This window comes from Desulfuromonas soudanensis (genome assembly GCF_001278055.1).
GTDB classification, from domain to species: domain Bacteria; phylum Desulfobacterota; class Desulfuromonadia; order Desulfuromonadales; family WTL; genus Deferrimonas; species Deferrimonas soudanensis.
In genome coordinates, this window is record NZ_CP010802.1 from 2,139,715 (window position 1) to 2,153,202 (window position 13,488).

Sequence of the window (13,488 nt, forward strand, 5' to 3'; positions counted from 1 at the left end):
GAGTGCGCAGAGGGCGTGGCGAAGAGTGGTCGACATGAGGAAAGTGTCCCGGCAAGAAGGTTATCCTTTAATCTAGCCGAAGACGAGCCCGCCGGCCTTGACCAAGATCAACTCCCGGAAGGGGACCGCTTCTTCCTGCTCAGGCGCAGTGAGCGACGGTTGTCAGAAAGCTCTCGGCCCCTGCGGCGGGCAGGGGGCGTCCGAGATAAAAACCCTGCACCTCATCGCACCTGTTGTCCCGCAAAAACTGCATCTGGTCTTCCGTCTCCACCCCCTCGGCGATGACTCTCATGCCGAGGCTGTGAGCCATGGCGATGATCGCCCGGGAGATCGCCTCGTCCCCCTGGTTGAGGTGCAGCTGGGCGATGAAGGAGCGGTCGATCTTCAGCCAGTCGAGGGGGAAGTACTTCAGACAGCTCAGGGACGAATAGCCGGTACCGAAATCGTCGATGGCCAGGCCGATCCCCATTTCCTTGAACTCCCGGAGGATCTCGATGTTCTTTTTCATGTACTGCATCATGATGCTTTCGGTGAGCTCCAGAACCAGGGATCCGGCAGAAACCCCCGTTTCCTTCAGAATTCGACCGACAACAGAGCAGAACCCCGGCTGGCGCAACTGGCGTCCGGAGAGGTTGACGGCGACGGGGACCGTCCGGAATCCGGCCTTCTCCCAATCCCTGATCTGTTCGCAGGCCGTTCGGAGGACCCATTCGCCGACGGAGACGATCAGGCCGTTTTCCTCGAGGAGAGAAATGAACTCCCCCGGAGGCACCAGCTCCTTCGCCGGCGGCTGCCAGCGCAGAAGCGCCTCCATGCCGACCAGTTTCCCCGTCACCACCTCGAACTGGGGCTGGTAATGGAGGACGAATTCCTCCCTCTCCTGCGCCCTATGCAGGCTGCTCTCGAGGGTGAGACGCTCCATCGCTTTGGCGTTCATCTCCATGGAATAGAATTTAAAGGTGTTGCCACCGCTGCTTTTGGCCTGATACATGGCCGAATCGGCGTGCTTGATCAGCCCCTCGACGTCGCCGGCATCAAAAGGGAAGAGGGCGATGCCGATGCTGGCCGAGATGAAGACCTCGTGCTGGTCGAGGAGAAAGGGACGGGCCATCGCCTTGAGTATCCGCCCTGCCACCAACGAGGCCCCCTTGGTATCTTCCAGGCCGGAGAGGATGGCAACGAATTCGTCGCCGCCGAGCCTGGCCACGGTGTCGCTGGCCCGCACCGCTTCCGACAGGCGCTCGGCAACGGTTTTCAGCAGGGCGTCACCGACGGAGTGGCCGAGGGTATCGTTGATGATCTTGAAGCGGTCGAGATCGAGAAACAACAGGCCGAGCATTTTGTCTTCCCGGTGCGCCTGGGCCAGGGCCTGATGGAGACGGTCCATGAAGAGCATCCGGTTCGGCAAACCGGTCAGGGTGTCGAATTCGGCCAGATAGGCGAGTTTCTGCTCACTGCGGCAGTGCTCAAGGGAATAACGGATCGAGCGGTCGAGAAGGGGCGCGGTGAGCTGCCCCTTGACGAGGTAATCGGCGGCGCCGGCCTTCATCGCTTCGACGTCGACCTCCCGGTCCCCCTGTCCGGTGAGGAGGATGATCGGTGCCTTGCATCCCCGGCCGATCAGTTCGCGCAGGAGTTCGAGGCCGTCCCGCTCCCCGAGACGGTAATCGCAGAGATAGACCTGGTGCTCTCCGGCCTCGGCCCGCTGCACACCCTCATCGTAGGTGCTGACCCATTCCAGGTCGAAACGGACCCCTTCGATCTCTTCGAGAAGATCGCGGGTAATGAGGAAATCATCCTCGTCGTCGTCCACCAGAAGAATTTTCAGGTGCAAATCAGTCATCAATGCCTCCACATTCCACGCCAGGTGCGGCGACAATCTCGAACCAGTAATTGTGCAGGGACTTGACGGTATCCACCAGGGCCGAAAAAGAGATCGGTTTGGCGATGAAGCAATGGACCCCGAGATCGCAGGTGCGGAGGAGGTCCTCTTCGGCCCGGGAGTTGGTCGCCACCACCACCGGAATCTCCTTGAGGTGGGTGTGACCCTTGATCGCCTGCAACGCCTCGCGAACCTTCGTGTCCGGAATGTTCAAATCGACCAGGATCAGGCCGGGGCGAGGTGCGCTGCCGGCCGCGGCATAGGCTCCCCGGCAGTACAGATAGTCCAGGAGATCCTCTCCGCCTTCGACGAAGCGCAGGGAATTGATCAGCCGGGCCTCCTCGAAGACCTGCCGGATCATCAGGCGGCCATCGGCGTCTTCATCGGCAATGAGGATCGTCAAGGGCGTGCGGAGATCTCTCATCAGGCGACCCTTTCAAGGGAGGAGGTCAGGGGGAGGATCAGGGTAAAGACGGCACCGGCACCGGGGGTGCCCTGAGCGGTCAACGAGCCGCCGTGGCGCTCGGCGATCCGGCGGCAGATGGCGAGGCCGACCCCCGATCCGGCGTACAGGCCGCGGCCGTGAAGCTGCTGAAAGACGCCGAAGATGCGCTCGGCATGCCTCGATTCAAAACCGAGGCCGTTATCCGAGACGACAATCCGGAAGAAACGCCCGTCGTCGTCGATTTCCCGGACGATATCGATCCGCGGCGGCACCTCCGGCCTGCGGAACTTGAGGGCATTTTCCACCAGATGCTGGAAGAGTTGCCGGATCTGCTCCGGGTCTCCCGTGATCGTCCCGAGCCCCTCGGCCCGCAGTTCCCCCGCCATCACTTCAAGGCGGGGCTTGAGTTCCCTGGCGACGACGGCCAGGATGCTGTCGAGATCGACGGAAACGAAGGTTTCGACCTTGCTGCTGACCCGGGAGAAGGTCAGCAGGTCGAGGATCTGGGTCTGCATCCGTTCCGCGGCACTCTGCTGGCGCGCCAGGTAGTCCCCCCCCTGCTCCCCGAGAGCCTGGCCGTATTTTTCCGCCAGCCGGCTGCCGAAGGTCATGATCTTGCGCAGCGGCTCCTGAAGGTCATGGGAAGCAATGTGGATAAACTCCTGCAGTTCTTGATGGCTCTTTTCCAAAAAAGCGGCGCTCAATTTGAGATCGTCTTCGACCTTTTTCAGGGAGGAGATATCCTGGGCAACACAGACCCTGGCCTCAACGACGCCTTGAGAATTGCGCAGCACCGAACAGGAGAAGATCACCGGGATCGTCTTGCCGAGACGGCTCATATACGCGGTTTCGAGGTTTTTTATCTGGGCGTCGCCCCCGTCGCCCGTCTCCCTATCGAGACGGCAGGAGGGGGCGATCTCGGAAAAGGCCGACCCCATCAAATCTTCTTCGGAGGACCCCACCAGGCGACAAAAGGCGTCATTGACCCTGATAATGGTCCCGGAAGTGTCGACGACGGCCAGGGCGTTGAACATCCCCTGAAGGATGTTTTCAGTATATTCCTTCATCTGCAACACCGACTGGCTGTAGTTGCGCAGCTCACCGGTCATGGTGTTGAAGGAGCGTCCGAGGTCGGAGAGTTCATCTCTCCCCCCGATCTCCACCGACTGGTCGAGATTCCCCCTGCCGACCTCGATGGCGGCATTGCGCAAAAGTACAATAGGCTGCGAAAGACTACGGGCGATTGACACTCCACCGAGAAGAGCCAATAACAGGGTGATCATACTGGCGACGGCGATGGTTCGGTTCGCGGTCTCGATGGTCCCCTGCATCCGGTCTTTCCGGACGGCGAGCTCATCCTCTTCCAGCAGGATGAGGGCGTCGACGGCTTCGAGATAGGCATTTTCGGCGGTTTCGAAGACTTCTTTTATTTCCAGGATCTCTTCGTTGTCCGCCCCCGCCTTGCTCCTCCGAATAATCCGGACACTGAGGTCGCCGAGTGACCCTCCCAGGGTCCGAATCCTTTCGAGGTACTCGGACTTTCCGGCAAAATAACACTCGATCAAGGATTCGTAGCGGGAATAGGCACGATCGTAGGCGGTCCTGCCGTCGGTTATCAACTCCTGCTCTTCATTGAGCTGCCCGACCGTCATCTCGCCGGAGGCCTTATCTTTTTTCATTGAGATCATCAGATATTCGCTGGTTGACGAGACGATGCGCAATCCGGCGAACTTCAGGTCATCAAGGGCCTCAATGACCGGCAGTGTCTGGTCGACGATCTTGTCGTACTCGTCGGCAATGGTGGAATTCATTCGGGTCGCAAGAACGCCGACCACCAGGGTCAGGAGGGAGATGGCGACAAAAGAAAGGGTCAGTTTGCAACGGATTTTCACTTCAAGTTTCCCTTCGCCTTACCGTGCCACCTGAACGAGTTCGAACCAGTAATGCGCCAGCTGCTTCATCACCTCGACCAGCCCCTCGAAGGTGACCGGCTTGGTGATGAAGGAATTGACGCCGAGATCGTAGGTGCGCAGGATGTCCTCTTCGGCCTTGGAGGTGGTGAGGACCACCACCGGAATACGCCGCAGCTCGGGGTCGGCCTTGATCTCCCGAAGGGCTTCGCGCCCGTCCATGCGCGGCATGTTGAGGTCGAGAAGGATCAGCCCCGGCCGTGGCGCCGAATACTTGTCGGCATAGGCGCCGCTCTGCCGCAGGTAATCGAGCAGCTCCTCGCCGTCCTCGACAAATTTCAGGACGTTGTTCAGGCCGGCCTCTTCCAGAGCTTCCCGAGCCATCAACCGGTCATCGGCATCGTCGTCGGCCATGAGAATGGTGATCGATCTCTCCCTGCGGATCATGGTGCGCTCCTTTTTTCCTTCTGGGACACCGGCAGGGTCAGAATAAAAGTCGCCCCCTCCCCTGCCCTGCTCATCGCCGTGACGCTGCCGTGATGGCGCTCGGTGATCTTGCGGCAGATCGCCAGACCGACGCCGGAACCGGCATATTCGTTGCGCCCGTGCAGCCGCTGAAAGACTCCGAAGATTCGCTCGAGGTATTTTTCTTCAAAGCCTATGCCGTTGTCGGCGACGGTGATGCGGCAGTTTTTCCCGCCATCGACCAGTTCTCCCTGCACCCGGATGAGCGGTGCCACCCCGGGACGGTGAAATTTGAGGGCATTGCCGAGGAGGTTCTGCATGATCTGCCGCATCTGCAAGGGGTCAGCCTCGATGGCCGGCAAATTGCCGACCTCGATGGTTCCCTTCAGTTCCTGAATCCGGATCTCGAGATCGTCCAGAACCTCGCCGATGATTTCAGACATCTCCACCGGCGAAAAGGGCTGCGCCTGGGTGGACACTCGGGAGAAACTCAGGAGATCTTCGATGAGGGTCTGCATGCGCACGGCGGCGTGGCGCATGCGCTCCAGATAATCGAGTCCCTGCTCGCCGAGGACATCCTGATATTTGCTTTTGAGGCGGTCACCGAAGGCCGTGACCTTGCGCAGGGGTTCCTGCAGATCGTGGGAAGCGACATAGGCAAAATCGGTAAGCTCGCGATTGCTGAGCTCGAGCTTTTTGGCAAAGAGCTGCAGTTCTATTTCGGTACGCTTGCGCTCGGAAATGTCGCGGGCCACGTGCACCACATGGGAGAGTTCGCCGCCGGAGTTCTTCAGGGGAGAGGTCTTGACCTCGACAAAGGCCCGGTTCCCCGCCGAATCGTGATGTTGATGTTCCCCGGAGGCGCTCTCGCCGCTGGCGACGGTGCGCAGAACAGGACAGATTTCCGGCGTCAGGTTATGGCCCTGGCAGTCGTGGCTGGAGAGGTCATAACATTTCTTCCCGAGAACCTCGCTCTCACTGAGGCCGCAACGCTCGAGGAACACCCGGTTGGTACCGATGATGGCAAAAGTTTCCACGTCAATGATGGAGATGGCATCCCCAATGCTGTTGAGGACCGTTTCGAGAAAATTTCGGGAATTACGAATTTTTTCTTCGGCCGTCTTGCGTTCGGTGATGTCCTGCACGAGACAGACAATTTCATGGGGCGCGCCTTCGGCGTCGCGCATGGCACCGACGGAAATGGCCACGGGGATTTTTCTTCTGTCGGCATCGAAGAGAAGGGTTTCGAAACAGTCCTGATCTTCGAGCTGCCGCAGGGCGGAAAAGGAGTGATAGTCGTCGAGACTGCAGCCGAAGAGGTCATCATAGGTCTGGCCGACAATGACTTCCATGGGGAGGCCGAGGAGGTCACAAGAGGCGCGATTGACCATGCGCACTCTTCCGTCGGAGCCGACGACGAAGATGGCATCGTGCATGGAGCCGAAAATATTGTCGAGCTGATCGCGGCTGACGGTGGTCGCCTGCAGATCGAGGATCATGCTGTTGAAAGATTCAATCAACTGGCCGATTTCATCCCTGGTGCGCGCCTTGGCAATCGGTTCGAGTTTGCCCCGGGCAACCGCCCTTGCACCGGCGGCCATTTTCAGCAGAGGACCGGTGATCCTGTTCGACAGGAGAAAGGCCAGGAGCGCCCCGATACTACCGACCACCAGGAAGATAAGAAGGTATTGGCTCCTCAGCCGATTCGGGCCGAGGATGAATTCTTCATAGGGGAGAAGAGCAATGACGGACCATCCGTTCATATCCACAGGAGTGCGGGCGGCGAGAAAATCCCTCCCCCTCAGGACTGTGCGTCCCGAGCCCGTTTTGAACCCGGCGAGTTGGGCCGACAACACCTGAACATCCTCTTCTTCTTCTGAAAGAATGGAACCGGCGTGTGAAACCATGAGAACGGTCCCCTCGCCGTCGATCAGAAGGACATGGCCACTGCGTCCGACGGGAATCTCCTTGAGACGCGCCGTCAGCCCCGCGAGGGGGACCTCGCCGCGGAGCATTCCCACGTACTTATCGCCGAAATACTCATGAATTCCCAGGACCATGGGGATAGTGGAACCGGAAAGGTCATCCCCGTACTCCCCGTAGGACACCTGGCCCACATGAACCAAACCTGGTTGCTGTCGGGCCAGATGCGACAGGGACAGATCGGGGTCGATCTGTGGAACCCGGGCGACGTCGCCCTTCAGAACGGCGACGTCGACCTCTTCTTCGGCATTCAGGTAAGACAGGACAGAAAATTCATCCTTGAATTTGGCCAGGTAGCTGGAGAGCGCCGGGACACGGTAATTGACGGGAAAGTCCTGCACCTCGCGCCCCTCGGATATCCGCAGCAGCATCTGCTGCTTGCCCTGAAGAAATCCTTCCGTCTCCCGTGCGGCCATGAAGGTGAGCACCTGCAGTTTTTCCGTTGCTGCCGATTCGAGTCCCTTCTGCAGCAACAGATAGCCGGCGGCCCCAAAGGCGAGGGTCCCCAGCAGGATCAGGGTGAAGTGGGAAAGGATGAGCTTGGTGCGGATCGAGAGGAACATGTCAGTGACGCCCTCCCGCAGAAGGATAGGCACCCTGGTCGACAATAATCTTCCGGGCTTCTGCGCCTTCGAGGTAGCGGACAAATTCCCTGGCCAGCCCGGTCAACTCCCCCTTCCACACCAGGGAAAATGCTGTGGAGAGGGGGTATTTGCCGGAAAGAACGTTTTCCTCGGTGGGAGAATTGCCGTCGAGCTTCAAAACCCGGATATTGGTGTGGCGAACCATCGCCAGGGGACCGTAACCGATGGTATTGCCATGCCGGGCGAGGATTTCCATCGCCTCCGGGGTGTTGTAGAGAATGCGGCCGGCAAATTCCCTGATCTCGGCGAAACCGGCGACGTGTTTTTCCAACGCCGAACGGGAGGAATCACCGGCCTCCCGGTTGGCAACGAGAATCTTTCCCGGTGTGCCGCCGATCTCGCTCCAGTCGGTCATCGCCCCGGAGTAGATTTCGACGAGTTGGGCAGAGCTGATGTTTTCCACCGCCGAAGAGCTCAGGTTTGCGGCGATCACCACCGGAGAGACGGCAAAGACACGGCCCTTGAGCCCTAAAAGGGTCTCCTTGTTATTGAGCGGCCGGGCGACCCGCGCCAGATCGCAGACTCCCCTGGCCACGGCCTTGATCCCTCCGCTGCTGCCGATACTCTCCGGGACCTCGATGGTGGAGTCGGGATGACTTTTTTCGTAGGCCGCGGCCAACAGGCGAAGAAGCTCCTGGCTGTCGCCGGTTCCGGCAACCACGATTTTTTCGGCAGAGCCTTCCCTGGGAAAGGCAAGAACCAGCAGGAGCAGGAAAATCAGCAGCCCATGTTTTTTCATCTTCGAGCTCTCCCCTTGAAGCAAACCCTACCGTTTTGACCCGTCGTTAGCACGGCTCCCCTCTCCCGGCAAATTGACACAGAAGAGTCATTGTTTTGACCCTGACTGCGATTCAAGTGAGGAAAAACACTGAAGACATGAGAACTCGTTCGACAACAGATCATCGACAGGGATGGATTTACACGATTCGTACCAAGGACGAAGGAATTGATCAGGGGTGGATGGAAATGGATGGAAATGGATGGAAATGGATGGAAATGGAGGGAAAGGCGGGGAAGGGGATCAGAATTCTTTGGTGCTCGAAGCCAGATCTTCCATGCGGTCGCGATCGAGAATGTCGATGACCTTCCCCTGCACCTGGATCAAAGCATCGTCGGAGAGCTTGCGCAGGGTGCGGGAGAGGGTCTCGCTGACGGTGCCGAGATTGGAGGCGAGCTGGGACTTGGAAATGGGGAGTTCGACGCGCATCCCCTCGTCTCCGGCGAGATCGAGGAGATAGCCGGCGAGACGGGCGGGGACGTCCTTGAAGGTCAGTTCCTCGACCTGGGTGGCGAACTGGCGGAGGAAGCGGGAGAGGCCGCCGATCATGTTGATGGCGATCTGCGAGTGGTCGTGGAGGAGCTGCAGGAATTCCCTCTTGGGAAAAAAGAGGAGATCGCTTCTCTGCAGAGGCTCGGCATAGGCGGGATAGAGTCCGTTGCCGAAGATGGCGGCCTCGGCAAAAGTCATCCCCGGCTGGACGATATGGAGTATGCGCTCCTTCCCCTCGGGGGAGAGCTTGTAGATCTTCACCTTGCCGCTGCCGACGACGTAAAAGCCGAGGGCCTTCTCCCCTTCCGAGAAGAGGACTTCCCCCTTTTCGTGGCTGCGGCATTTGCAGACCTGGGAAAGAAATTCCAGGTCCTCTTCGGTGACGCCGGCAAAAAGGGGGCAGGTTTTGATGATGGTCGCAATATTCATGGGGTCGGACTCTAACAGAAGAGAAGGAGCCTGACAAGAAACAATCGCGCCGCCAGACTCCTTCTGCAACCTCTTCTCCGAGGTCATATCCACTGGAAAAGTCGAATGTTAGACGATCCAGTCCTCAAAGGGCCTTGATTTTCTCCGTCAGCACGGGGACGAACTGGAGAAGGTCGGCGACGACCAGGACATCGGCCACCTCGCCGATGGGAGCGTCCCGGTCGGTATTGATCGCCACCACATACTCCGATCGCTTCATCCCCGCCAGGTGCTGAACCGCCCCGGAAATGCCGCAGGCCAGGTAGAGCTTCGGCGAAACGGACTGGCCGGTGCTCCCCACCTGTCGGTTGTGCTCGACCCATTCGGCATCGACCACCGGGCGACTGGCGGCATACTCTCCGCCCAGGGCCTCGGCCAGCCGGGCAATCAGTTCCACGTTGTCCTTTTTGCCGATGCCGCGCCCGGCGCTGACGATGATCTCCGCCTTGGTCAGATCGACACCGCCCTTTTCGGCCGTTTCGTAGCCGACGAACTCCAGAGAACCGACAGCGTCCGTGTCCAGCGCCACCACCGTCGGGGTGCCGGACGGCTCTCCGGGATTGAAGGCCCCGACCTGCACGGTGATCACGCTCACGGCAGTTTTGGCCTTCACCTCCCGGCGGAGCTTGGAATTGCAGGAAGGAACCACGAAGGAGCCGTCGACCACATCGACCACCTCGGAGATCTGGGCGGCCTTGAGCGCCAGGGCGAGGCGCGGCGCCAGATCCCAGCCGTAGGAGGAGTGGGAGAAGACGACGGCGTCGGGCTGCTCCCGGGCCACCACGTCGAGGAGGAGCTGTTTATGGGCCTCGGGATTGAATTCCCCGTATTTTGCCACATCTGCCAGATAGAGCGTGCCGTCGGTGCGAGGGAGGTCCGTCGGGGAGCCGACCAGGAAGAGGGTCGAATCGGCGCCGAGTTTTTCGGCAAAGGCGATCAGTTCATAGCAGCTGTCGCGCAATTGCCCTTTTCGATATTCACCCACCAGTAGAGTCTTCATAGTCGTCTCCTTAGAGTACCGTCGTCTTTTCCTTGAGGAGGGCGATGAGCCGGTCGGCCATCTCGCCGACGTCCCCTTCGAGAACGAGTCCCCCCCCCTTCCTCTCGGGGAAATAGACCCGGGAGGTTTCGACCCGCTCATCGACCTTGAGAAGCTCCGCCACCTCGACGGTCAGGAGCTCCTTCTTCTTGGCCTTCATGATGTTGGGTAGGGTGGGATATCGCGGGGTATTGAGCCCGAGCTGACAGGTGAAAAGGGCCGGCGTCGCCACCTTCACCACCGCCTTGAGGCCCCCTTCGAGCTCGCGGCTGGCGGTGACGGTCCCGTCGGCGTAGGAAAAATCGACGATGGTGCTGACGCTGGGGAGGCCGAGCATTTCGGCCAGATAAACGCCGACCTGCGCCGAGGCGCGGTCCTGGGACTGCATGCCGGTAAAGATAACGTCGAAGGACTCCTTTTGGGCGTACTCGGCAACGATGGAGGCGATTTCGAAGGAATCCTTCGCGAAGGCGGCATCGTCCTTGACATGCACGCCGCGATCTCCCCCCATGGCCAGCGCCTTTTTGATCACCTCCTTCACCCGGTCGGGACCGATGGAGAGAACGACCAGCTCGGCGTCGGCGACCTGCTCCTTGAGGCGCACCCCCTGCTCGACGGCGTACTCGTCGTATTCGTTGATCCGCCAGGCCAGATCCGACTCGTCATACCAGGTGCCGGCGCCGTTGATTCGGAACTTCGATTCCATGTCCGGAACCTGTTTGATGCACACGAGAATTTTCATATTTCACCTCCACGGCAGGAATGGACTCATCGATGGGGAAAGGGATGTTTTTAAGCCTGAATCCTCGCGGCGAGAAGCTCGGCCAGATCCCTGGCGATCAGCCGGCCATCGAGCTCGGCGCCTTTCACCCCGTCCTCGAACATGGTCAGACAGAAGGGGCAGTTGGAGACCAGCATCGGGGCCGCCGTTGCCGCCGCCATCTGCACCCGCTTGACACTGATACGGCTGCCGAGCTTTTCCTCGGCGAGAATCCGCCCGCCGCCGGCGCCGCAGCAGAAGCTCTCGGCCCGGTTTTTGTCCATTTCCACAAGCTCACAGCCGGCCATCTCGAGGAGGGCCCGGGGCGAGCCGTAGATGTCATTGTAGCGTCCCAGGGTGCAGCTGTCGTGATAGGTGGCGCTGAACGGTTCGGGCCTCAGCTTGAGCCGCCCGCTCTTCACCAGACCCTCGAGAAAGACCGTGTAGTGCTCCACCTCAAGTTCGAAACCGAGATCGCGATAGTCCCTGGCCAGGGTATTGAAGCAGTGCGGACAGGTCGTCACGACTTTCTTCACGCCGTAGTTCTGCATCTGCTCCATGTTCCCTGCGGCCAGGCTCTGATAGAGGTACTCGTTGCCGAGCTTGCGCACCGGCTCGCCGCAGCACTTCTCCTCCTTGCCGAGAATGCCGACCTTGACCCCGGCGGCGGCGCAGAGCTGGACGAAACTTCTGGCCACGGCCTGATTGCGCTTGTCGAAGGAGGCGTAGCAGCCGACGAAATAAAGGATATCGACCTCGGCGTCCTCGGCCAGGGTGACGACCGGCAAACCGGCGGCCCAGTCGCCGCGGGAGGCGTACCCCATCCCCAGGGGATTGCCGTTGACCTCCAGAGCGTCCACTGCACCCATCACCTCTTCGCCGGGGAACTCCCCTTCCATCAGCACCAGGTGGCGGCGCATGTCGACGATCTTGCTGACGTGCTCGATGCTCGCCGGACAGATATCCTGGCAGGCCAGACAGGTGGTGCAGGCCCAGAGGGCCTCCTTCTGGCAGGTATCGATGAGCGAATCCTGCGGGCGAGCGAAGGCCAGTTCGCCGATCTGGTTGACGATCTTCATGGGGGAGAGGGGCTTGTCGGTGTTATGGGCCGGACAGCGGTCCTGGCACCTCTTGCACTGGGTGCAGGCATCGGCGTCGAAGATATCCTTCCAGCTCAGATTGCTGACATGCGCGGCACCGAAACTCTCGGCCGCCTCGTCTTCCAGATCGAGGGTCGAAAGCCTCCCCTTGGGGCCGTTATCGAGCAGGAAATAGTTGGCCGGAGTGGTGAAGATATGGCGGAACTTGGTGAAGGGGATCAGACCGATGAAACCGAGAACCAGGGCGAAGTGCAGCCACCAGGTGCCGGCATGCAGGGTCCTGAGCCCCTCCTCGCCGAAGCCGGCGAAAGATTGGGCGAAGATGAGCCCCACCGGCGACCAGGACGCCAGGGGGGTGCCGAGTTCGGTGACGGCCATGCGCGCCCCTTCGATCACAAAGCCCGTCACCAGGATCAGCAACAACAGGGCGTGCATGACAACATCGTCTCTCTTCGTCTCCAGTCCCGCCGGACGCACGATGAAGCGGCGCACCAGCAGTCCGAGGAGCATAAGAATGGAGACGGCCCCGGCCAGATCAAGGGTCAGGGAGAAGGCCTTGTAGAAGTTCCCCTTGAGGAAGCGAAGGCCGAAGAGGGGATCGGTGAAGTCGGCCTGGGCCATGATCAGGAGGGTGCCGATGAAAAGGAGAGCGAACCCCCAGAAGAAGAGGGCGTGGGCGGTCCCGGCGCCGGGGACGTGCAAAACCTTGACCTGTCCGAGGGCATCCCGGAGGAGGAGTGCAAGGCGCCCGGCCGGATCGGTGGTGCGATCCGCCGGCTTCCCCTGGCGGTAAACCCTGATGCGCTGCCAGAAGCCCCAGCCGGCGACCGCCATGGCCGCCAGGCTCAGCAGATACATGGGGAGCAGAACGATTGCGTCGTGGCCGATGTTCCAATAAATTTCCCTGGCGAATTCCATCGAGGACCTCCGTGGTTCTTTTATATTTTTATTTTACGTAAAGGTCAAGTTAAAATATAACGCTATTATATGAAGACGGCTTAAGGGTAAAATGTAATTGTTTTTAAAGAGGATATTTGTTTTGACAACGATTTGGAATGGTGCTAATTGTTTTTACAAAACCTTACGTAAAGGACACAATATGAACGCCACCCCTGAGGATTTGGTTCAAATCGGCGAGCTGGCCAAAAGGCTCGGCATCACCACCAGAACGATCCGCTATTACGAGGAAATCGGCCTCATGGGCCCACCCGAGAGACTCGGTGGCGGTACGCGGATGTACAACCGGGAGGATATTCTCCGCCTCAAGTTCATTCTCAAGATGAAGGACCTCGGCATTTCTCTCAAGGAGATGCAGGAACTCGCCGAAAATTACGACGAAAGTTACGACAGCTACAAAAACTTCGGCAGGATCACTCCGCGGCTCCTGGAAATCCTCGACCTGCACATCCACAAGGTCGACGAAAAGATCTCAAGTCTCTCGTCCTTGCGCAAGGAGATTGTCGACTACCGCAGTCGCATCCTCAATATCCTCAAGGACCAGGCCGCGACGAGTTGACGCCTC

11 protein-coding genes are annotated in these 13,488 nt (G+C 59.6%); 1 reads left to right on the top strand and 10 read right to left on the bottom strand.

Going from position 1 to position 13,488, the window contains the following annotated elements; translation table 11 throughout:
* Positions 1–139: 139 nt before the first annotated feature.
* The 10 genes from DSOUD_RS09745 to DSOUD_RS09790 form a co-directional block, all read right to left on the bottom strand.
* Positions 140–1,843, bottom strand: a complete 1,704-nt coding sequence (locus DSOUD_RS09745; protein ID WP_053550828.1) for a putative bifunctional diguanylate cyclase/phosphodiesterase — start codon at positions 1,841–1,843, stop codon at positions 140–142.
* A complete protein-coding gene (locus DSOUD_RS09750) occupies positions 1,836–2,306 on the bottom strand; it encodes a response regulator (RefSeq protein ID WP_053550829.1) in 471 nt (156 codons plus the stop codon). The genes DSOUD_RS09745 and DSOUD_RS09750 overlap by 8 nt, the downstream gene beginning before the upstream one ends.
* A complete protein-coding gene (locus tag DSOUD_RS09755) occupies positions 2,306–4,219 on the bottom strand; it encodes a HAMP domain-containing histidine kinase (RefSeq protein WP_053550830.1) in 1,914 nt (637 codons plus the stop codon). Before DSOUD_RS09755 ends, DSOUD_RS09750 begins: the two co-directional genes overlap by 1 nt.
* 18 nt (positions 4,220–4,237) lie before the next feature.
* Positions 4,238–4,684 (bottom strand): response regulator, encoded by a 447-nt coding sequence (locus tag DSOUD_RS09760; protein WP_053550831.1) that lies wholly within the window; start codon positions 4,682–4,684, stop codon positions 4,238–4,240.
* Complete coding sequence (locus tag DSOUD_RS09765; protein WP_053550832.1) at positions 4,681–7,248, bottom strand: PAS domain S-box protein; 2,568 nt, start codon at positions 7,246–7,248, stop codon at positions 4,681–4,683. The genes DSOUD_RS09760 and DSOUD_RS09765 overlap by 4 nt, the downstream gene beginning before the upstream one ends.
* A 1-nt stretch (position 7,249) precedes the next feature.
* A complete protein-coding gene (locus DSOUD_RS09770; RefSeq protein ID WP_053550833.1) occupies positions 7,250–8,068 on the bottom strand; it encodes a substrate-binding domain-containing protein in 819 nt (272 codons plus the stop codon).
* Between the two features lie 282 nt (positions 8,069–8,350).
* Positions 8,351–9,028, bottom strand: a complete 678-nt coding sequence (locus tag DSOUD_RS09775) for a Crp/Fnr family transcriptional regulator (RefSeq protein WP_053550834.1) — start codon at positions 9,026–9,028, stop codon at positions 8,351–8,353.
* 124 nt (positions 9,029–9,152) lie between these two features.
* The gene (locus tag DSOUD_RS09780; RefSeq protein ID WP_053550835.1) at positions 9,153–10,067 is read right to left on the bottom strand and encodes an electron transfer flavoprotein subunit alpha/FixB family protein; all 915 of its coding nucleotides are present in this window, start codon (positions 10,065–10,067) and stop codon (positions 9,153–9,155) included.
* 10 nt (positions 10,068–10,077) lie between these two features.
* Positions 10,078–10,848, bottom strand: coding sequence for an electron transfer flavoprotein subunit beta/FixA family protein (locus tag DSOUD_RS09785; RefSeq protein ID WP_053550836.1), 771 nt, complete (start codon positions 10,846–10,848; stop codon positions 10,078–10,080).
* Positions 10,849–10,898: 50 nt separating this feature from the next.
* Positions 10,899–12,884, bottom strand: a complete 1,986-nt coding sequence (locus DSOUD_RS09790; RefSeq protein ID WP_053550837.1) for a heterodisulfide reductase-related iron-sulfur binding cluster — start codon at positions 12,882–12,884, stop codon at positions 10,899–10,901.
* Positions 12,885–13,065: 181 nt separating this feature from the next.
* Between DSOUD_RS09790 and DSOUD_RS09795 the strand changes: the two genes are divergently transcribed.
* Entirely contained in the window at positions 13,066–13,482 is a 417-nt protein-coding gene (locus DSOUD_RS09795; protein WP_053550838.1) for a helix-turn-helix domain-containing protein, read from the top strand.
* Positions 13,483–13,488 lie beyond the last annotated feature (6 nt).

Coding starts and splice junctions, on each gene's coding strand:
- DSOUD_RS09745 (WP_053550828.1), bottom strand. CDS start 1,843: ATGACTGATTTGCACCTGAAAATTCTTCTGGTGGACGACGACGAGGAT.
- DSOUD_RS09750 (WP_053550829.1), bottom strand. CDS start 2,306: ATGAGAGATCTCCGCACGCCCTTGACGATCCTCATTGCCGATGAAGAC.
- DSOUD_RS09760 (WP_053550831.1), bottom strand. CDS start 4,684: ATGATCCGCAGGGAGAGATCGATCACCATTCTCATGGCCGACGACGAT.
- DSOUD_RS09765 (WP_053550832.1), bottom strand. CDS start 7,248: ATGTTCCTCTCGATCCGCACCAAGCTCATCCTTTCCCACTTCACCCTG.
- DSOUD_RS09770 (WP_053550833.1), bottom strand. CDS start 8,068: ATGAAAAAACATGGGCTGCTGATTTTCCTGCTCCTGCTGGTTCTTGCC.
- DSOUD_RS09775 (WP_053550834.1), bottom strand. CDS start 9,028: ATGAATATTGCGACCATCATCAAAACCTGCCCCCTTTTTGCCGGCGTC.
- DSOUD_RS09780 (WP_053550835.1), bottom strand. CDS start 10,067: ATGAAGACTCTACTGGTGGGTGAATATCGAAAAGGGCAATTGCGCGAC.
- DSOUD_RS09785 (WP_053550836.1), bottom strand. CDS start 10,848: ATGAAAATTCTCGTGTGCATCAAACAGGTTCCGGACATGGAATCGAAG.
- DSOUD_RS09790 (WP_053550837.1), bottom strand. CDS start 12,884: ATGGAATTCGCCAGGGAAATTTATTGGAACATCGGCCACGACGCAATC.
- DSOUD_RS09795 (WP_053550838.1), top strand. CDS start 13,066: ATGAACGCCACCCCTGAGGATTTGGTTCAAATCGGCGAGCTGGCCAAA.